Raw genomic sequence first — 19,112 nt, 5'->3', positions numbered from 1 at the left:
AGTTCTGAGATACTGGCCTCATGTTCCCCTCAACTGGCACTGTCGGCGCGGCCGCCCTGGTCCGCCAGCTCGGCTCCTGGAAGCCCGACGGTCCGCGCCCGGCCTACCTCGCGCTCGCCGAGGCGCTGCGCCTGCTCGTCCTCGACGGCCGGGTCCCCGTCGGGACGGCGCTGCCGAGCGAGCGCGCCCTGGCCGCGCACCTCGAGGTCAGCCGCACGACCGTGACCACCGCCTACGCCGAACTGCGCGACAGCGGGCACCTGCAGTCGCGGCAGGGCGCTCGCAGCGTCCTCTCGCTGCCGCACGCCGTGCCCGCCGAGCCCGCGGACACCGGGCCCGAAGCCGACCTGATCCGGCTGAACATCGCGGCACCGTCGGCCCCGGACCAGATCGTGCACGACGGCTACCGGCACGCCCTCGAGTGCGCGCCGCCGTACCTCGCCGGGATCGGCCTCTACCCCGGCGGCGTGCTGGCGCTGCGCGAGGCGATCGCGCGGCGGTACACCGACCGCGGGCTGCCGACGTCGTCCGAGCAGGTGCTGGTCACCTCCGGCGCGCAGCACGCGCTGCGCGTCGTGCTGGACACGCTGGTGCACCCCGGCGACCGCGTGGTCATCGAGCAGCCGACGCACCACGGCACCATCCTGGCGCTGCGCCGGCACAACGCGCGGCCCGTCGCCGTGGGACTGCACCCGGAGCACGGCTGGGACCTCGACCAGTTGGAGGCCGTCGTGAAGCAGCAGAATCCGCAGATCATCTTCACCATCCCCGACTTCCACAACCCGACGGGACTCCTCCTCGACGAGGCCGGACGGCGGCGGCTCGGCGAGATCTCCGCGCGCTACCGGGTGCCCGTGGTGGTCGACGAGACGATGTCCGAGCTGGCCCTCGACGTTCCCGCTCCCCCGCCCGTCGCGTCCTTCGCGCCTCGCGGCGCCCGGATCATCACGCTGGGGTCCGCGAGCAAGACCATCTGGGCGGGCCTGCGGGTGGGCTGGATCCGCACCGAGACCTCCCCCGATTCGCTCACCGCCGCCCGGTACGACATGGACCTCGCCGGCGCCGTCTTCGAGCAGCTCGCGGCCGGCTACGCCCTCGACCACCTCGCCGACTTCCTGCCCGGGCGGCTGGATTCGCTGCGGGCTGCGCGGGCGGTCGCGCGGGACGCGGTCGCGGAGCACCAGCCCGGCGCGACGATCTCCCCCGGCGTGGGCGGGCTGTGCCTGTGGGTGACGCTGCCGCGGCCCGTCGGGACCGCGACCGCCGCGGCCGCCGCCGGGCTCGGCGTGCGCATCGCCGCCGGCTCCGCCTTCGGGGTCGACGGTGCCCTCGAGCGCAACATCCGCATCCCCTACTCGCTCCCGCCCGACCAGCTCTCCCAGGCCATCGAACTGGTGGGCACCGCCTACCGTCGCGCGACCGGCGGCGCGACCATGCCGGACCTGGAGGGCCAGCTCGTCGTGTGAAGTGGGCCACTCCGCGGAATCATCGGGACCACGGTCCGGTTGAACGTCTGCAGAACCGACGACCTCCGCTGGAAGGGACCACCCGACATGGGACAGAACAACACCGCACGTGACCTCGGACTCCTCGCCCTGCGTACCGCCGTCGGCGGTGCCCTCGCCTACCACGGCTCGCAGAAGCTGTTCGGGTGGTTCGGCGGCCACGGCCTCGAGGCGACGGGCCAGGGCTTCGAGTCCATGGGCTTCGCACCCGGCAAGCCCAACGCCGCCCTCGCCGGCGCCGGTGAGCTGGCCGGTGCCGCCCTCGCGCTGGGCGCCGCGACCCCGCTGGCCGCGGCCGGCGGCGTGGGCGCGATGCTGGTCGCCGCCGAGGTGCACCGCCCGCAGGGCTTCGCCGCGCAGAGCGGCGGCAACGAGTACCCGATCACCCTCGGCGTCGCCGCCGCCGCGCTGGCCCTCACCGGTCCCGGCCGCTTCTCCGTCGACCACGTGCTGGGCGACCGCCTGAACAAGCCGTGGCTCGCGGCCGTCGCGCTGGGCGGCGCCGTCGCCGGCGGCGCGGTCACCATCGCCCGCCGCAACGCCGCGCTCGCGCAGGCCGAGGCCGTCTCCCAGGAGATCGAGGACGAGGCCGCCGAGGGCGACTTCCTGCTCGGCGACTACGACCCGGAGACGGGCACGAACGACGGCGCGGACAAGCTCATCAAGTAGTCCCCGCCGCCGCGGCACTCACCGGCCGCGAAGAGCGAATGCCGCCGGACCCCTCACCCAGGGTCCGGCGGCATCGTCATCGATGAGGGCACCCGGCTCAGAATTTCCAGTTCTGCGGGGCCACACGTGTTCCAGCGCACGCGCGACCCCGCAGAACTCGACATCGTGAGCCGAGCCGCCGCTACCGGAACAGCCCGGCCCCCAGGAAGTCGTCCGCACCCCGCACCCCGGGGACGGCGAAGAAGTAGCCGCCGCCGAAGGGCGTCACGTAATCGGTGAGCGGCTCGTCGATCAGGCGCTTCTGCACCTCCTCGAACTGCGCCTCGACGTCCTGCTGGAAGCACAGGAAGACGTGGCCGCAGGCCATGTTGCCGTTCATGTCGAGGCCGAGGTCGTAGTTGTACGACCGCCGCACCAGGCGCTGCTTCTCCGTCTTCTCGCCCTCGCGCGGGTTCGCGAGGCGGATGTGCGAGTCCATGGGGATCACGTCGCCCTCGGGGTCGGCGGCGAAGTCGGGCTCGTCGGTCTCGGCGGCGCCGTCGAGCGGGGCACCTGAATCACGACGGCGGCCGAACATGCCCTCCTGCTCCGCGATCGAGACGCGGTCCCAGAACTCGACCATCATCCGGATCAGGCGCACCACGAAGTACGTGCCGCCGGTCGCCCAGGCGGGCTCGCCGCCGCCGATCACCCAGATCAGCTCCTCGGCCTGCGACCCCACGGGGTTGGCGCTGCCGTCCTTGAAGCCCATGAGGTTGCGCGCGGCGCCCTCGGGCCGCGGCGGCGCGCCGTAGCCCTGCATCTTCCACCGCAGCTGCATCGCGCCGCGGGTGTGCTTGGCGATGTCGCGCAGCGCGTGGTGCACGGTGTCGGGGTTGTTCGCGCAGAACTGCAGCACCAGGTCGCCGTGCATCTGCGCGGGATCGGGCTGGTCGTTGGGGAAGACCGTCATCGGCTTGAGCTTCGCGGGCTTGCGCCCGCCCAGCCCGAACCGGTCGTCGAACAGCGACGAGCCCACGCCGAGGGTGATCGTCAGCCCGTCGGCGGGCACGACGGGCCCCAGCACGGCGCTGTCGGCGGGCGGCTTGCCCACGCCCAGGTTCGCCGGGGTGCCGCCCGCGGTGAGGAATCGCGCGCGGTCGGTGATGGTCCGCAGCAGCTTCTCCAGGCCCGCGCGGTCGGTGATCACGTCGAACGCCGCGACCATGAGCGCGGCCTGCTTCTCGGCGGGCGCGGGCGTCAGGATCCCGGCCTGGTGCTCGCCCTCGAACGGGTAGGAATCGCGCACCGTCGGGCCCGACGACTGCGCCGCGTCGCTGCGCGCGCCCCCGGCCAGCACGCCGCCGACGGCGGCCACGCCCACGGCGCCGACCGCCGCGCCCTGCAGGAACTTCCGCCGCCCGGTCCCGGACTCCTCCGGCGCGGTCATCTGCTCATCGCTCATGCTTGGGGATCTCCAGGAGGTTGGGCACGGCGGACAGGGTCTCGAGAGCCTGCCCGACCGTGCCGTTGATCTTCTGCCGCAGCGCCAGCGCGGGCTGCTCGAGCGGCGGGTAGGTGCCGTCGGGCCGCTTGACGGCGTCGAGGGCCTTGGTGATGTCGTCCAGCTCGCGACGCGCCGTGGGCAGCAGGTCGGGCACGCGGGGCGCGAGCAGCGGCTCGAGGACGCGGAGCACGGCGCGGGTGGCCTCGACGTCGGCGGCGGTCGCGGCGTAGCCGGCGTGCGCGCCCTGGTCGCTGACGCCCGTGAGGTGGTCACGCAGCGCGTCCTCGAGGATCTCCTGCGCGCGCTTGGTGAGCGTGATCGGGTCGCCGGCGATGTCGTCGGTGCGCAGGTCGTCGCGGACCTTGGTCAGACCCTCGAGGGTCTTGTCGACCTGCGCGGTGAGCGCGGCCGACGGTTCGCCGGTCCACAGGCCGTACTCGATGCGCCGGATGCCGGAGAACTCCGGATCGCGCACACCGTCGGCGAAACCGTCGGGCAGGCCCGCGACGGCCGTCCCGGCCTCGCCGAAGCTGTTGTACGAGGCGCCGACCTTCTCCCACGCGGTCATGGCGTCGAGCCACGCCGCCTTGGCGCCCGCGGTGTCGCCGCCGCCGAGCGCGCCCTTCAGGCGGTTCAGCGCCGACTCGACCGCGGGGAGCACGGTCAGGACGTAGTCCTGGTACTTCGCGTTGGCGCCGTCGAGGTCGTCCTTGGTCACGCGCGCGACGGCCTTCGGGGCCTCGCCGCCGCCGGTGACGGTGAACTGCTCGGAGCGGGTCTCCTTCTGGCCGGCGAGGTAGCAGACGAACTGGTAGCCGCCGTTGCCGAGCGTCGCCGACAGGTCGGCGGTGGTGGCCGGCCCGAGGGTCTCGATCTCGCCGACGACGGCGTCGCCGCTGTCGACCAGGGTGATCTCGCCGGACTTGCCGGACTTGTTGGTGACGGTGATCCGCTGCTGCCCGGCGGAGGCGCCGGTGAAGCCCTTGGCGCAGTCCGCCTCGGTGACGGTGACCGCCCCCGCAGCGGCGGGCTTGGCCGGCAGGACCGCGATGATGAGGCCCGCGACGAGCAGCGGCACCAGCACGACGACGGCGGCCGCGAGGCCCGTGCGCGTCCCGGCGAGGCGCGCGGCCCAGGCCTCGAAGCGGCCCTTCTCCTCGGGCGTCGCCGGCGCGGGCTTCGTGCCGAGGAAGATCCCCAGCACGACCACCAGGTAGGCGAGCCACGCGAAGACCTGCAGCACCGTCATCTTCGGCGCGAGGTTGGTGATCCCGCCGATGAGCGCCACCCACCACGAGTCGGTGCTGATGCTGCCGGACAGGTCGAAGGCGACCCAGGTGCGGCCGGGCAGGACGCCGGCGTTCTGCAGGTCGCCGAGGCCGTAGGCGAGGACGCCCGCGGCCACGACGATGAGCAGGATGGCGGTGTACCGGAAGAACGTGGCGAGGTTGAGCCGCACGGCCTGCCGGTACAGCAGCACGCAGATGCCGAACGCGACCGCGAGGCCGAGCGCCGCGCCGACGGCCGGGGCCACCGCGTCGCCCGACGCGCGGGCCGCGGTCCACAGGAACAGCGTGGTCTCGAGGCCCTCGCGCGCGACGGCGAAGAACGCGGTGAGCACGAGCGCACCCGCGCCGAGCACCATCGCGGTCTCGACATCGGCGCGCAGTCCCTTGGACAGCGACGCCGCGGTGCGCCGCATCCAGAAGATCATCATCGTCACGAGCAGCACCGCGAGCACGCTCAGCGTGCCCGCGACGACCTCGCGTGCGGTGGCCGACAGCTCCGACGTGGTGAAGGTCAGGATCGCCCCGAAACTCACCGACAACGAGGCCGCGCCCAGCGCACCCAACCACACCGGCACCCGCGAACCGCCCGACTTCTTCACGGCGGCGAGCAGGATGCTCACGATCAGTCCGGCTTCCAGGCCTTCACGCAGGCCGATGAGGAAGTTCGGGACGGCATCACCCCAGTTCATGTGTAGAAGGTAAGGCACGCCTTCAATCGACTATGCAGCGATGCCTAACCTCAGGGCGGTTTGGGCTCATTTCAGCAGTTTCGACATCCGCCGGTCCGCCAGCACCTTGCCGCCCGTCTGGCAGGTGGCGCAGTACTGGAAGGAGCGGTCGGCGAAGGAGACCTCGCGCACGGTGTCGCCGCAGACGGGGCACGGGCTGCCGGTGCGGGCGTGCACCTTCATCCCCGAGCGCTTCTCCGCCTTGAGCGTGGCGACGTGCTGCCCGACGGACCGCTCGACCGCGTCCTCGAGCTCGGACCGCATTGCGGCGTACAGGGCGTCGGCCTGCGCCTCGTCGAGCGATTTCGCCGCCGCGAACGGCGAGAGCTTGGCGGTGTGCAGGATCTCGTCGGAGTAGGCGTTGCCGATGCCGGCGAGCGTGCGCTGGTCGCGCAGCAGAGTCTTGAGCTGCGCCCGCGAGCCGGCGAGGATCGCACCGAACTCGTCGCGGGTCACGGCGAGCGCGTCGGGGCCGAGCGTCGCGACCATCTCGATCTCCTGCGGGTCGTGCACGATCCACACCGCGAGCCGCTTCTGCGTGCCCGCCTCGGTGAGGTCGAAGCCCTCCCCCTCGGGCCCGACGTGCACGCGCAGCGCGATGGGCGACTTCCCGCCCGGTCTGAGCGGCGTCGGGGAGAGCTTGTCGGACCAGCGCAGCCACCCCGCACGCGAGAGGTGCACGACGAGGACGAGGGCCTCGTCGCCCTTGCGCGCATCGAGGATGAAGTACTTGCCGATCCGGCGGGTGCCGGTCACGGTGGCCCCGACGAGGTCGTGCGGGCCCGGCGCGTAGGTCTTGAGCACGGACAGCGCCGCCACGTCGACCCGCCGGACCTGCGTGCCGACGGCCTTGGCGCCCACGTAGTCCGCGATCGCGGTGATCTCGGGAAGCTCCGGCATACCTCCAATCTAGTGTGGGGGTATGACCTTCTTCGGCCGTTCCGACGGTGGCGCCCTGTCCGACATCGAGCTCGCGGCCGAGATCGCCGACGGTGCCGGGCGGATCCTGCAGTCGATCCGGCACGGTTCCCTGCTCGACGACGGGGTGCTGGGCGACACCGGCGACCGGCTCGCGCAGGCCTGGATCGCGCGCGTCCTGCGCCGGCACCGGCCGCACGACGCGGTGCTGTCCGAGGAGGCGCCGGACTCCACGCACCGGCTCACCGAGGACCGGGTGTGGGTCATCGACCCCCTCGACGGCACCCGCGACTACGCGGCGCACCGCCCCGACTACGCCGTGCACGTCGCCCTGACGCAGGGCGGGCAGCCGGTGCACAGCGCGGTCTCGCTGCCCGCGATGGGCCGGGTGTTCCGCTCCGACACCGTGACCGCCCCGACGGGCGCGCTGACGGGCAACCTCGCCCTGTCGCGCAGCCGCGCGACGCCCGGCATGTTCCGCGTCGCCGACCAGTTGGGGCTCACGCCCGTCTCGCTCGGCTCCGCGGGGGTGAAGGCGATGGCCGTCGTCACCGGGCAGGTCGACGTCTACCTGCACGCGGGCGGGCAGTACGAGTGGGACTCCTGCGCGCCCGTCGGGGTCGCGCGGGCCGCGGGCCTGCACTGCTCGCGCCTCGACGGCAGTGAGCTCACCTACAACAACCCCGACCCCTACCTCCCCGACCTCGTCGTCTGCCGGCCCGAGCTGGCGGAGAAGGTCCTCGCCGCGCTGAACTGAGTCAGGGGCGGCGGAGCAGGTAGACGTCCATGATCCAGCCGTGCTTCGCGCGGGCCTCGGCGCGCGTGCGGGCGATCAGGTCGCCCACCTCGCCGACGGGGCCGTCGAGGAGGATCTCGTCGGGCGTGCCCAGGTAGGCGCCCCAGTAGATGTGGTCGGTGGGCTCGGCGGTCTCACGGAAGGTGCAGTCGGCGTCGAGCATGACGACGGTGTTGCGGCCGTCGTCCTCGTGCAGGCGCCGGCCGGTGGTGATGTGGATCGGCTCGCCCACCCGGTTGAGCAGGATCGCGTGCGCGGCGGTGAGGGCCTGGACACTGGTGATGCCGGGGATCACCTTCGGCGCCAGCGGGAGTGAGTCGGCCACGCGGTCCAGGACCCGCAGGGTCGAGTCGTACAGCGACGGGTCGCCCCACACCAGGAAGCCGGCGTTCCCGCCGTCGGGGACGTGCTCGGCGATCGCCGCCGCCAGCGCCCGCGCCCGCGCGTCGTGCCAGTCGGCGACGTTGGCGGCGTAGGCACCGTCGGGCCGGGAGGCGCCGCGCTCGGCGGACCGGTCCCGCGGCGGGTCGGGCACGAGCACGACGGGGGTGTCGGGCGCGAACCGGTCGACGATCTCCTGCCGGATGCCGGTGAGCGTGCCCGCGTTCGGCTTGTCGAGGACGAACAGGGCGTCGGCGGTGCGCATCGCGTCGATCGCGCCCACGGTGACGTGCCCCGGGTCGCCGGCGCCGATGCCGATGACCAGAGCGCTGCGGGTCACTGCATCGGCTCGCTGTACATGTTGAGCGTCGCGGTGAGCAGGTCGATGCGGTTCTGCTTGAGGGTCTCGCTGTCCGGGTCGATGACGCAGTACGACGCGGTGCCCTCGTGCACGGCGAGGAGCGCGTAGCCGAGCGCCTCGGGCTTGGTGACGCGGCGGCCGGCGGCCTCCAGCACGTGCATGACGGTGGGGATCATGTTCGCCAGGAGCATCTGCTGCGCGTCGCGGACCGTCTGGTTGAGCTCGGGCGTGCGGGTGCACAGCGCCACGAAGTCGCCGTTCACGCGCTGCCAGCGCTCATTGACGGGGATCGCGCGGACGGCCATCTCGATGAGCTTGCCGTAGTCGGCGCCCTGCACCACGTAGGTGTCGACGACCTTGGCCATCACGTCCATGATCCACTGCACGTGGAACCGCCAGACCTCGATGAACAGCTCCTCGAGGCTGGTGAAGTTGGAGTAGAAGGCGCCGCGGGTGAAGCCGGCCGCCTCGCACACCATGGTGACGTTCGTCGAGCCGTAGCCGTGCTGCGCGAACACCAGGTATGCCGCCCGGATCAGCCGCCGACGGGTCTTCGCGCGACCCTTGGGATCGTCCGTCGGTTGCAGCGCCGCGGTCATCCGGCCGTCCCCGTGGGACAGAATGTGCGTCGCTGTGTCATCGGCTCAGTGTACCCGTCGGTAGCCTCGGCTTCAGCGGTACTTCAGCGACCGCCAACCGCGACGTCCTAGCGTTGTGGACATCACGTCGTAGGAGGTCCGCAATGCCCGATTCACCGCCCGCATCCGCATCCGGTGCGACCCGGATCACCGGGCTCGTCCTCGCCGTGGCGGGCGCCGTCGGCTTCGCCGTCGCGGCCTTCGCGACCTGGTACCGGGTGACCGCGCCCCTGCCCGACATCGCCCGGCTGGGCGGCCTGCCCTCCGAGATCGAGGCGCGGATCAACGGCATCGGCACCGTGACCATGCCCGCCTACGACAACCTCGACGTCTCCTCGTCCGTACCGAACGACGTCGCCTGGGGCGGCTGGGCGGCCATCGCGCTCGCCGTCGCGGCGGTGGTCGCCGCGTCCGCGGCGGCTTTCGGCCCGGCGACGTGGCGCGCCGTCGGCGCCTGGGGCGCGCTCGCCTGCGGCGTCCTCGGCGCCGCCCTGGGGCTGTACGCGCAGCTCGTCCCCGTCGGTTCGCAGCCGGTGTCCGTCGGCGGCTTCACCCTGCAGGTCGACACCGCCGCCTCCGTCGGACCGCCCATCGTGTGGATCGCGGCCCTGCCCCTGCTGCTCGGCGCCGTCCTGCTGGACCGTGCCCGACGGTCCGCCCCTGCCGCCGCGGCGCCGGCCGCCCCGCAGGCACCACAGCTGCCGGCGTCGCCCTTCGTGCCCGCCGCCCAGATCCCCGGTGCCCCGCAGCCCAGCGCCCCGCGGCCCAGCGCAGCGCAGCAGCCCGGCGCCCCGCAGCCCGGCCCGCCGATGCAGCCGGGCGCGCCGATGCCGCCCGCACCGCTCCCGCACGGGGCCCCGGCACCGTCGAACCAGCAGTTCCCGCAGGCCGATCCCACCTGGGCCCGCCCCGTCCCGCCGCCGATGCCGGCGCACACACCTCCGCCGCTCCCCGCACCCACACCCGCACCCGCACCCGACGAGCACACCCGGACGGCCGTGGCGCCGGTCGCGCGGCGCCGGCCGCAACCCGACTGGGATCGGGACTGGCCGGGCACGGTGCCGCCCAAGCCGGGCCCGGTCACCCCGTCGGAACAGCACACGCAGGTGGTGAAGCGGCCGCCGCGGCCGGTGCGGGTCTCCCCCAAGCCCGAGACCGAGGCGCTCCCGCGGCGCGATCCGCGCTTCGACAGCCCGACGCAGCCCTGACCGGCCCGGTCAGCCCTCCAGCTCGGCGACGCGGGCGCGCAGCCGGTCGATCTCGGCCTGCAGCTCGGCCTCGCGCTCGGCGGCGACCTTCTGGTACGCCTCCCCCAGCTGCTTGAGGTACTCGCGGTCGAAGCGCGGGATGATGCTGCGCTGGCAGTTCCAGTCGTAGGCCTCGACGGCGATCTCGATCACCCGGCGATCCTCGGTCTCGCGCACCGTTCCGCGGCCGAAGACCTTGAGCCGCACGCGCCGCGGGTAGTCGACGAAGAACATGGCGAGCCGGTCGTCGTCCGCGAGGTTGCCCAGCGTGACGAACTGGTTGTTGCCCGGCACGTCGATGAAGCCGAGCCGGCCCGTCGCGGGATCGTGCTGCACGAAGCCCGCCGGGCCGCTGCGGTACTGCAGGTAGGGCCAGCCCTGCGGGGTCACGGTGGCTAGGCAGAACTGGTCGGCACGGGTGATCATGAGCAGTTCGCGGTCGGTGAGTGCCTGCGGCCCGTCGTCGCCGCGCTCGAGCTGCCGACCGTAGGCCACGTAGCTGCCGTTGCGGCGCTGGCGATCCAGGGCGTCGTCGCCGAAGACCAGGTGGTGGTAGTGATTGTTCGGCACGGCTTCACGGTAGCGCGCCCCGCTAGGATGGCTCCCCGTGGCGGACGAGATCGTGATCTACACCGACGGCGCGTGCTTGGGGAATCCCGGGCCGGGAGGCTGGGGCGCGGTGCTGCGCTTCGGCGAGCACCAGAAGGAGCTGTACGGCGCCGAGAAGGACACGACGAACAACCGCATGGAGCTCATGGGCGCCATCTCGGCGCTCGAGGCGATCACGCGGCCGATGCCGGTGGTGCTGTACACCGACAGCTCGTACGTGAAGAACGGCATCACCAAGTGGATCGCCGGCTGGAAGCGCAACGGCTGGAAGACCTCCGCCAAGCAGCCCGTGAAGAACGCCGAGCTGTGGCAGCGCCTGGAGCAGGCCGCGGCGCAGTACGAGATCGACTGGCGCTGGGTGAAGGGGCACGCGGGCAACGAGGGCAACGAGCTCGCCGACCAGCTGGCCTCCCGCGGCGCGCAGGAGGCGCGGGACAACTAGTCGCGCTCCGAACGTCGAGTTCTGCGGCGTCGGACAGGTCCCTGCGCACCTCGAGGCCCCGAGAACTCGACGTTGGGAAGCAGGCGACGCTTCGTGGGCCGGCGCGCGGGGCGCAGCCGCGGCGGGGCGTCGGCCGTGCGGGCGCGGACCCGCGTGCCCGGGGCGGCGGCCGGCGTCGCGCCGGGGTCGGCGAACCGGCGGGTCCACTTCGTGCCGTTCCACCAGCGCATCCGCGCGGCGTCCTCGGGATCGGGGTACCAGCCCGCGGGCGCGACCGGCGGCGGCAGGTCGGCTCGCCGCGGGAGCGCGAATCCCGCGGGGACGCGGGTGGCGGGCAGCTTCAGCACGGGAACGCGACGGGCGGGCGCGGGTGTGCGCCGGGCGCGCGTCGAGGGCGCCACACTCACCCTGACCGGCCCGACGTCGGTGCTCGCGCGAATCGCCATGCCCCGATCATGCGCCGGTCAGGCCGCGGTCAGCTCCAGAATCGCGATCTCCGGCGGCGCGGCCACGCGTACCGGCGGGCCCCAGGCCCCGGCGCCGCGACTGGTGTAGACGGGCATCCCGTCGACGGATTCCAGCCCCTGCAGGGCCGGCTGCTGCAGCCGGACGAAGTACCGGAAGGGCCAGATCTGGCCGCCGTGCGTGTGCCCCGCGACCTGCAGATCCGCGCCGCGCTTCGCGAACTCCCGCCCCTGCAGCGGCTCGTGCGCGATGGCCACGGTGAAGCCGGCGGGATCGACGCCGGCGAAGGCCGCGTCGTAGTCCACCTCGTGGGGCGCCTTGCCCGTGCGGTCGTTGGCGCCCACGAGCGTCACCGTCGCGCCGCCCCGCTCGAGGCGGGCGGAGGCGTTGGTGAGGGGCGTGACCCCGACGTCCCGCCAGCGCTGCACCCAGTTCACGACGTCGCCCGCGTAGTACTCGTGGTTGCCGGTCACGGCGAAGACGCCGAGCGGGGCGCGCAGGTCGCGCAGCGGCGTCAGGTCGTCGCCGATCTGCGCGACGGTGCCGTCGATGAGGTCGCCGGCCATCAGCACCAGGTCGGGCCGCTCGGCGTTGGCCCGGTCGACGACGCCCTGCACGAACCCGCGGGTGCGCACCGGGCCGGCGTGGATGTCGGTGATCAGCGCGACCTTGAGCGGGCCGAACGCGGCGGGCATCGACGCCAGCTTCACCTGCGTGTGCGTGACGCGCGGCGTCGCGGCCTCCACCAGCCCGTACAGCGTCGCGGCGACCGCGCCCACCACGCCCACGAGCGCGACGGCGCGACGCAGCGGCGCACCGTCGAACCCGGGACGGACGAGCCGGACCAGCCGGGTGAGCACCCACAGCACACCGAGGACCAGCAGGGTGAGCAGCAGGTAGAAGACCGTCGCGAGCCAGGTGAGGCCCGCGGCGCTGATCCAGCGGACGCGGTCGGGGTCGATGCGGCCGTTGCCGGCGAGCAGCCCGACGGGCGCGGCCAGCGTGAGGAGCGCGGCGACGACCACCGCGACGGTGCCCGCGATGCGCGCAGCGCGCGAACTCCAGCCGCGCACGACGCGCCACTGGACGAGGGCCAGCGAACCCAGTGTGACGATGAGAACCCCGATGACGCCGGTGGGCACGCGTCTCCCCCTTGGTGGTGCAAACTCGGACATCCGAATGTACCCGGCGGGGTCCGCGTGGCTAAACTCGTGCCGCACGCCCTCGTAGCTCAGTCGGATAGAGCGGATCTCTCCTAAAGATCAGGTCGCAGGTTCGATTCCTGTCGGGGGCACTCCCGCGTCGCGTCTACTTCGCGCGCTTGGCGACGGCGTTGACGAAGTCCGCGAGCATCTGCTGCTCCGTGTCGGCCGACTGGGCGGTGCCACCGGTGGCGTCCGCGATCTTCTTCAGGGCGGGCAGGTCGGCGTCCTTGCTGATGCCGACGGTGTGGATGTTCACCGGCCGCGCCGGGTCCACCAGCTTCTTCAGCTCCGCCACCAGCTCGTCGAGGGTGGTGCCGCCGTTCTTCTCGTTGCCGCCGTCGGACAGCAGGATCAGCGAGTTGGAGTAGGCGGGGTCGAAGTCCTTGACGGCCTGCCGGTAGGCGGCGAGCGTCGTGTCGTAGAGGCCGGTGCCGCCGCGGACGCGGCCGGGCAGGGAGTTCACCCCGTCGAGCAGCGCCTGCCGCTGGGTCGTCGGGCCGCGCTTGTCGGACAGCCGCGCGGTGGGCACGACCTCGGTCCAGTCCTTGCCGCCGTTCGTCGCGAGAGCGAAGGTCCACAGGCCGACGGCGTTGGCCTCGGGGATCTGGGTGACCACCTTGGTGAAGCCGGAGGCGAGCATCCCGATGCGGGTCGTGTCGCCGACCTTCTCGTTCATCGAGCCGGAGGTGTCGACCACCACGAGCGCCTTGAGCGGCACGGCGAGGGTCGAGTAGGTCTGCTCCGCGCGGGCCAGCCGGGCGCGGTCGGGGTCCGGGAGCGCGGTCACCGCGCCCACGCCGCCCGACGGTGCCTCCGCCAGCGCGGTGCCGCGCAGGCCGTCGCGGGCGAGGGCCGCGAGGCCGTCGGCGGAGGTGAAGGCCTTGGTGAGGCGCTCGCCGGCCGCGGTCGCCGCGGCCTTGCGGTCGCCGGTGGCGGCGACGGCGAGCAGGAGCTCGTCGCGCGGGGCGCCGGTCTTCGGCACGACGGCGGCGAGCTCGCCGCGGCCCTTCTTCTCCGCGAGGTAGGCGTACTCGGGCACCGCCACGACGCCGCCCTCGGCGGCCGCGGCCGCGACGGGCTCGCCGCTCACGCGCTTGGCGGCTTGCGCGTACTGGGCCAGCACCGCGTTGAGCGCCTGATCGTCGCCGGCGCCGGCGCCGGGCCGGGAGGACTCGGCGACGGCCGCCGCGACGGGTGCGTCGGCGTACGGGGAGTCCGCGGGGACGGCGCGGATCGTCGCCTGGGTCATGGCCTCGGACCAGCTCGCGGGCTGCGGGATCGCGGTGCCCGCCAGCACGATCGGGGAACCGGCCACGACGGTGGTCGGCAGCTCGCGGCCGAGCTGGGCGGAGACGGCGTCGGCGCGCAGCCGCGACGGGGCGAGCCAGAGGTCGGCCCCGCCGCCCGCCAGGCGCCCGGCGGACTCGCGGTCGGGTGCCTCGGTGACCGCGATGGTGGTGCACCTGTCTGAGGCGAGCGACGCCTGCGACCGCGCGGCCGCGGCGAGCGCCGGATCGGCCATCACCGTGACGGTGTTCGTCGCGCCGCAGCCGGCGAACTTCCCGCCGACGATGGCGACGATGCCGGCCACGAGGATCGCGACCAGCCCGGCCCCGAGCAGAAGCCGCGCGAGATTGCGCCCGCGCGGCTTCTCCGGCGCCGATTCACCCGGCGCGTCATGACGACCCATGAGAGCAGTGTCGCCCTTTCTGAAGGTGTATTACTGCTGCTGGCCCTGGGGGCCCTGCTGATCCTGCTGGCCCTGCTGGCCGCCGGCGAACTTCTTCGCGGCGTCCTGCGCCTTGTCCACCTGCGCGGAGTACTTGCCGTCGGTCTTGCCGTCGATGAAGTCACCGGCCTTGTCGATGATGTTCGGGTTCTTGCCGAGGGCGTCCTTGGCCTTGTTCGCGAGATCCTTGAAATCCATGCGTGCCAGGCTAGCGGACCGTCGACCACCAGTCGCCCGTACCAGGCGTGATCGCCCCGCCGGCACCGTCGACCCGGCCGCCCGGCATGGGGATGATCGTGGCGACCCCGGCCTCCTCCGCGGCGGCGAGGAGCCGCTCGACGGGCTCGGACCAGTCGTGGAAGGCGAGGTTGAACGTGGCCCAGTGGACCGGCACCAGCGGGGCGCCGGGCTTGGCGATCATCGCGTGGATCGCGACGGCCTCCTCCGGGTTGGTGTGCACGTCGGGCCAGAGCGGGTCGTAGGCGCCGATCGGCAGCAGCGTCAGGTCGAACGGGCCGAAGTGGTCGCCGACCAGCTTGAACCGCTCCGTGAAGCCGGTGTCGCCGCCGAAGAAGACGGCGTGCTCCGGGCCGACGAGCGACCACGACGCCCACTGCGTGGAGTTGCGGGTCAGGCCCCGGCCGGAGAAGTGCCGGGCCTCGGTGCAGACCACCTTGACGCTCCTGCCGTCGCGGGTCAGGGTGTGCGCCTGGTCCCAGTCCAGCTCGACGATCCGGTCCTCCGGCACGCCCCACGCGCGCAGGTGCCCGCCGACGCCGACGGGCACGCAGAAGGGCACGTCCCGGTCGCGGGTGAGCTCGTCGATGGTGGGCAGGTCGAGGTGGTCGTAGTGGTCGTGGCTGATGATCACCGCGTCGATGTGCGGCAGCGCGCTCAGCGCCACCGGCACGGGGTGCAGGCGCGCGGGGCCGATCGTCGGCGACGGGGACACCCGCTCGCCCCAGACCGGGTCGGCGAGGATGCGGAAACCGTCGACCTCGATGAGCACCGACGAGTGCCCGAACCAGGTCACGGCCAGGTCGGAGGCCTGCTCGGGGCTCGGGTCGGCCGCCAGCGGGATCGGCCTCGACGGTGCCCCGAGCCCGTGCCGCGCCCGGCCCACGACGCCGCGGGCGATCTTGGCAGCGTCGAACCGCTGGTGCGGGCTGTCCGGGTCGGTGTTGGTGTACACCGTGTCGACCTGCGCGCCCATCGACCGCTTCAGGCCGTCCGCGGCGCGGAGCCCCGCGGCGCCGGCGATCCCGGCGGCCGCGCCCGCGGCGAACGTGACGACGGTGCCCAGCCGCATCTCAGCGCCCCTGGAAGCGCGGATCGCGCTTCTCGATCCGCGCCATGATGGCCTCCTTGAGGTCCTCGGAGTCCCACACCGCGTGCAGCCGGGCCTCCTCGGCCTCGGTGAGCGGCTCGACGGCGACGTCGCTCTTGAACAGCGCCTTGTAGTTCTGCAGCGACAGCGGCGCGAGACCCGCGACGCCGCGGGCGAATTCGAGGGCGGCCTCGCGGTCACCGATCGCGTTGGCGAAGCCCAGGTCCAGCAGCTTCTCGGCACCGATCTTCTGCGCGGCCATGAGCACCCCGCGGGCATGGCCGCCGCCGACCAGGTCCTCGAGGCGGCGCAGCGTCCACTTGTCGATCGTAACGCCGAGTTTGGCGGCGGGGATCGCGATGGTGGCGCTGGGGTCCAGCACGCGCAGGTCCGCGAGCATCGCCATCTGCACGCCCGCCCCGACGGCCGGCCCGTTGACGGCGGCGACCAGGATCTGCTTCATCGCCTCGACCCGGCGGTAGAACCGGATGACGCGCTCCATGAAGTTCTTGTCCAGCACCGCGCCCGATCGCAGATCCGCCCCCGCGGAGAACACGGTGCCCTGCCCCGTGAGCACGATGACGAAGACCCCGTCGGCCTCCGCGCGGTCGAACGCCGCCTCCAGGCCGTCCATGATCTCGGGGTTGAGAGCGTTCCGCGCTTCCGGGCGCTGGAACTCGATGACGGCGACCTTCTCCTCCAGCGTGTAACCAATCATGGCCCGCAATCTACGCTACGGGGGTGAAGGATGTCGTCGTGGTCGGTGCTGGCCAGGCCGGTCTCTCGGCCGCTTACTTCCTCCCTCGGTTCGGTATCGAGAATTCGATTGTTCTCGATCACAACGCCGGTCCGGGCGGCGCGTGGCGGCAGCGCTGGCCGTCACTGACGCTCCGCTCGGCGAATCATGTGCACGACCTGCCCGGCTGGGGCCTCCAGGACGCGCTGGGCACCGAGTGCGATGACATTCCGGCCGCCACCGGCGTCGCGCAGTACTTCGGCGAGTACGAGAAGCGGTTCGGGATCGACGTGCATCGGCCCGCCCACGTCGCGTCGGTCTCGCGGTGCGACGGCGGCTACCTCGTCGCCGGGCACGGCGCCGACGGCCCCTTCGAGTACCGTGCCGCCGCCGTCATCAACTGCACAGGCACATGGGACCGGCCCTTCTGGCCGACGGTGGCGGGCGCACCGTCGTTCCGCGGGACCCAGCTGCACGCGCACGACTACCGCACCGCCGAGCCCTTCGCCGGCAAGCGGGTCGCCGTCGTCGGCGCCGGGATCACCGCGGTGCAGCTGCTGCTGGAGATCGCCGAGGTCGCGGAGACGGCCTGGTTCACCCGCCGCGAGGTGCAGTGGGACACCACGCCCTTCGATCCCGACAAGGGGCGCCGCGCCGTCGCGCGCGTCGAGGAACGGGTGCGGGCGGGCCTGCCGCCCGGATCCGTCGTCTCGGTGACGGGCCTGCCCATGACCGACGCCATGCGCCGCGGCATCGAGGCCGGGGTGCTGGTCCGGCGCCCGATGTTCGCCTCGCTCTCGCCCGACGGTCCGCTGCTGGCCGACGGCACGCTCGTCCCCGCCGACGTGATCCTGTGGTGCACCGGTTTCCGCTACTCGATGGACCACCTGGCGCCGCTGAACCTGCGCTCCCCCGGCGGCGGCATCGTCATGACCGGGCGGCTGGCGACCGAGGTCGCCGGCGAGCCGCGGCTGCACCTGCTGGGCTACGGCCCGTCCGCGTCGACGATCGGCGCCAACCGCGCGGGGCGGGAGGCGGCGCGGGCGATCGCCGAGGCTGTCGGCGTGGACGCGTCCGGCGCTGAGGGCCGGCCGGCGCGGGAATGACCCGGCTCGCTTAGACGTCAGCCCCTCGCCTAGCGGCTCGGGGCCTCCGATGCGCTCGACCGCGTCATTCCCGCCCCACCCTCGTTTCGTTCGTGGTCGCGTCCAGTACGGCCGTCGTCTCACCCGAGTCCTTGGGGACCGGGGTTCGGTGTGCGGGCGGCTCTCCGATCGTGTCCGAGACGGACAGGCCCGGTGCCCATCATCTTTCGAAGGGTTCTGCGACGTTCGGCGTCGTATTCGTCGCAGAACGCTTCGAAACGTGTCGGTGGGCGTGGTGGCGTGGCGTCGTCCCCCGCGCCGCGCCGAATCCCCACCCCGGCGTTCCGTCCCCCATCAGGCGCCGTTCCTCCGGTGGGGGCTCGAACGTCCCCCGCGCGGCGCCGAATCCCCCACCGCACGCCAGCTTCTCCCCTACTGCGCGTTCACTCCCCTCCTGAACGCCGGGTCTCCCCCACCTGCGACCGATTCCCCTGCGGGACGCTGCGTCTCCCCCACCCGAAGCCGAATCCCCCACCGCACGCGAGCGCCGACGCCGGCGGTGAGAGGCGCCAGCACGGGCTGTCCGATCCGGACAGGATCCGAGAGTCGGCCGCAGGGCACCATCGCACCCCGGCCGCCGCATCGCGGCGCCCGGGGCTGGACGGGGAAATCAGTGCAGGTTGAACACGGCCGGGTCGGGGCCGATGCGCTTGCCCTCGATCGCGCTGATGCGGGCGACCTCGTCGTCCGACAGCGTGAAGCCGAAGACGTCGAAGTTCTCGGCGATGCGGGCGGGCGTCACGGACTTGGGGATCACGACGTTGCCGAGCTGCAGGTGCCAGCGCAGGATCGCCTGCGCGGGGGTCACGCCGTGCGCCGCGGCGACCTCGACGACGGCGGCGTCGGTCAGGGACTCGCCCTGGCCCAGCGGCGACCAGGCCTCGGTCGCGATGCCGTGCTCGGCATGGAAGGCGCGCAACTCGTCCTGGGGCAGGCCGGGGTGCAGCTCGATCTGGTTGATCGCGGGGGTCTCGCCGGTCTCGTCGATCACGCGCCGCAGGTCCTCGACCCGGAAGTTGCTGACGCCGATGGCCTTCGCCCGCCCGGAGTCCCGGATCTGCTGGAAGGCCTTGAAGGTGTCGACGAAGCGGTCGTACTCGGGCACGGGCCAGTGGATGAGGTAGAGGTCCACGTAGTCGGTGCCGAGACGCTCGAGCGAGGCGTCGAAGGCGCGCAGCGTCTCGTCGAGACCCTGGTCCGAGTTCCACAACTTGGTGGTCAGGAAGACCTCGTCGCGGGCGAGGCCACTCTCGGCGATCGCGCCACCGGTGCCGGCTTCGTTCTCGTAGACCTTGGCCGTGTCGATGGAGCGATAACCGACGCGCAACGCCTCGGCGACCGCGTCGCGGGCACCGTCGTCCGGCACCTGCCAGACGCCGAAGCCGAGCTGGGGGATCGAGGTTCCGTTATTGAGCTTCACGTTCGGTACGGTCATG

The 19,112-nt window shown here is 72.8% G+C and carries 19 protein-coding genes and 1 tRNA gene; 7 read left to right on the top strand and 13 right to left on the bottom strand.

The genetic code is table 11. The features are described 5' to 3' along the window. Positions 1-20 precede the first annotated feature (20 nt). Positions 21-1,466, top strand: a complete 1,446-nt coding sequence (gene yczR, locus BLW32_RS05715; protein ID WP_068740931.1) for a MocR-like transcription factor YczR — start codon at positions 21-23, stop codon at positions 1,464-1,466. Between the two features lie 87 nt (positions 1,467-1,553). After that, positions 1,554-2,174, top strand: coding sequence for a DoxX family protein (locus BLW32_RS05710; RefSeq protein ID WP_068524173.1), 621 nt, complete (start codon positions 1,554-1,556; stop codon positions 2,172-2,174). Between the two features lie 181 nt (positions 2,175-2,355). Here the strand turns inward: BLW32_RS05710 and efeB are convergent, their stop codons facing one another. The 3 genes from efeB to BLW32_RS05695 all read right to left on the bottom strand — a co-directional run bounded on the left by efeB (position 2,356) and on the right by BLW32_RS05695 (position 6,577). Further along, entirely contained in the window at positions 2,356-3,618 is a 1,263-nt protein-coding gene (gene efeB / locus BLW32_RS05705) for an iron uptake transporter deferrochelatase/peroxidase subunit (protein WP_231857328.1), read from the bottom strand. After that, on the bottom strand, positions 3,608-5,638 hold the full coding sequence (gene efeU / locus BLW32_RS05700; RefSeq protein WP_068740929.1) for an iron uptake transporter permease EfeU: 2,031 nt from the start codon (positions 5,636-5,638) through the stop codon (positions 3,608-3,610). Before efeU ends, efeB begins: the two co-directional genes overlap by 11 nt. 66 nt (positions 5,639-5,704) lie before the next feature. Further along, positions 5,705-6,577: a DNA-formamidopyrimidine glycosylase family protein gene (locus tag BLW32_RS05695; RefSeq protein WP_068740928.1), complete on the bottom strand. Its 873-nt coding sequence runs from the start codon at positions 6,575-6,577 to the stop codon at positions 5,705-5,707. A 22-nt stretch (positions 6,578-6,599) separates the two neighbouring features. Between BLW32_RS05695 and BLW32_RS05690 the strand changes: the two genes are divergently transcribed. After that, positions 6,600-7,352, top strand: a complete 753-nt coding sequence (locus tag BLW32_RS05690) for a 3'(2'),5'-bisphosphate nucleotidase CysQ (protein WP_068740927.1) — start codon at positions 6,600-6,602, stop codon at positions 7,350-7,352. 1 nt (position 7,353) lies between these two features. On the opposite strand, the gene cobF is transcribed toward BLW32_RS05690, so the two are convergent. Together cobF and BLW32_RS05680 are read right to left on the bottom strand one after the other, a co-directional pair. Beyond that, positions 7,354-8,112 carry a precorrin-6A synthase (deacetylating) gene (gene cobF / locus BLW32_RS05685; RefSeq protein WP_068740926.1) on the bottom strand — a complete coding sequence of 253 codons (759 nt, stop codon included), beginning with the start codon at positions 8,110-8,112 and terminating at the stop codon, positions 7,354-7,356. Then, the gene (locus BLW32_RS05680) at positions 8,109-8,732 is read right to left on the bottom strand and encodes a TetR/AcrR family transcriptional regulator (RefSeq protein ID WP_068524167.1); all 624 of its coding nucleotides are present in this window, start codon (positions 8,730-8,732) and stop codon (positions 8,109-8,111) included. The genes cobF and BLW32_RS05680 overlap by 4 nt, the downstream gene beginning before the upstream one ends. 143 nt (positions 8,733-8,875) lie before the next feature. On the opposite strand from BLW32_RS05680, the gene BLW32_RS05675 reads away from it, so the two are divergent. Beyond that, the gene (locus BLW32_RS05675; RefSeq protein WP_068740925.1) at positions 8,876-9,979 is read left to right on the top strand and encodes a hypothetical protein; all 1,104 of its coding nucleotides are present in this window, start codon (positions 8,876-8,878) and stop codon (positions 9,977-9,979) included. 9 nt (positions 9,980-9,988) lie between these two features. Here the strand turns inward: BLW32_RS05675 and BLW32_RS05670 are convergent, their stop codons facing one another. After that, the gene (locus tag BLW32_RS05670; RefSeq protein ID WP_068740924.1) at positions 9,989-10,588 is read right to left on the bottom strand and encodes a pyridoxamine 5'-phosphate oxidase family protein; all 600 of its coding nucleotides are present in this window, start codon (positions 10,586-10,588) and stop codon (positions 9,989-9,991) included. Between the two features lie 37 nt (positions 10,589-10,625). Here BLW32_RS05670 and rnhA point away from each other — a divergent pair, with 37 nt between their 5' ends. Next, entirely contained in the window at positions 10,626-11,069 is a 444-nt protein-coding gene (rnhA, locus tag BLW32_RS05665; protein ID WP_068524164.1) for a ribonuclease HI, read from the top strand. Here the strand turns inward: rnhA and BLW32_RS26645 are convergent. Both BLW32_RS26645 and BLW32_RS05655 read right to left on the bottom strand, forming a co-directional pair. Beyond that, positions 11,066-11,515: a DUF2510 domain-containing protein gene (locus BLW32_RS26645; RefSeq protein ID WP_068524163.1), complete on the bottom strand. Its 450-nt coding sequence runs from the start codon at positions 11,513-11,515 to the stop codon at positions 11,066-11,068. The genes rnhA and BLW32_RS26645 overlap by 4 nt on opposite strands. A gap of 18 nt (positions 11,516-11,533) precedes the next feature. Continuing rightward, positions 11,534-12,676 (bottom strand): metallophosphoesterase, encoded by a 1,143-nt coding sequence (locus tag BLW32_RS05655; RefSeq protein ID WP_231857327.1) that lies wholly within the window; start codon positions 12,674-12,676, stop codon positions 11,534-11,536. Between the two features lie 78 nt (positions 12,677-12,754). On the opposite strand from BLW32_RS05655, the gene BLW32_RS05650 reads away from it, so the two are divergent. Further along, positions 12,755-12,828 (top strand) — tRNA-Arg (locus BLW32_RS05650). 14 nt (positions 12,829-12,842) lie between these two features. Here BLW32_RS05650 and BLW32_RS05645 read toward each other — a convergent pair. Genes BLW32_RS05645 through BLW32_RS05630 form a run of 4 tightly spaced genes read right to left on the bottom strand, consistent with a single transcriptional unit; the run spans position 12,843 to position 16,513 of the window. Continuing rightward, the gene (locus BLW32_RS05645; RefSeq protein WP_068740923.1) at positions 12,843-14,429 is read right to left on the bottom strand and encodes a VWA domain-containing protein; all 1,587 of its coding nucleotides are present in this window, start codon (positions 14,427-14,429) and stop codon (positions 12,843-12,845) included. A gap of 30 nt (positions 14,430-14,459) precedes the next feature. After that, positions 14,460-14,666: an antitoxin gene (locus tag BLW32_RS05640; RefSeq protein WP_068524161.1), complete on the bottom strand. Its 207-nt coding sequence runs from the start codon at positions 14,664-14,666 to the stop codon at positions 14,460-14,462. Positions 14,667-14,676: 10 nt separating this feature from the next. After that, a complete protein-coding gene (locus tag BLW32_RS05635; RefSeq protein WP_068524160.1) occupies positions 14,677-15,777 on the bottom strand; it encodes an MBL fold metallo-hydrolase in 1,101 nt (366 codons plus the stop codon). 1 nt (position 15,778) lies between these two features. Further along, on the bottom strand, positions 15,779-16,513 hold the full coding sequence (locus BLW32_RS05630; protein ID WP_068524159.1) for an enoyl-CoA hydratase: 735 nt from the start codon (positions 16,511-16,513) through the stop codon (positions 15,779-15,781). A 23-nt stretch (positions 16,514-16,536) separates the two neighbouring features. Between BLW32_RS05630 and BLW32_RS05625 the strand changes: the two genes are divergently transcribed. Continuing rightward, positions 16,537-17,637 carry an NAD(P)-binding domain-containing protein gene (locus BLW32_RS05625; RefSeq protein ID WP_074850377.1) on the top strand — a complete coding sequence of 367 codons (1,101 nt, stop codon included), beginning with the start codon at positions 16,537-16,539 and terminating at the stop codon, positions 17,635-17,637. 649 nt (positions 17,638-18,286) lie between these two features. Here the strand turns inward: BLW32_RS05625 and BLW32_RS05620 are convergent. Beyond that, the gene (locus BLW32_RS05620; protein WP_139286087.1) at positions 18,287-19,096 is read right to left on the bottom strand and encodes an aldo/keto reductase; all 810 of its coding nucleotides are present in this window, start codon (positions 19,094-19,096) and stop codon (positions 18,287-18,289) included. Between the last annotated feature and the right edge of the window lie 16 nt (positions 19,097-19,112).

The organism is Tsukamurella tyrosinosolvens (assembly GCF_900104775.1).
Taxonomy (GTDB): domain Bacteria; phylum Actinomycetota; class Actinomycetes; order Mycobacteriales; family Mycobacteriaceae; genus Tsukamurella; species Tsukamurella tyrosinosolvens.
This window is presented reverse-complemented; position numbering and strand designations above follow the sequence as displayed.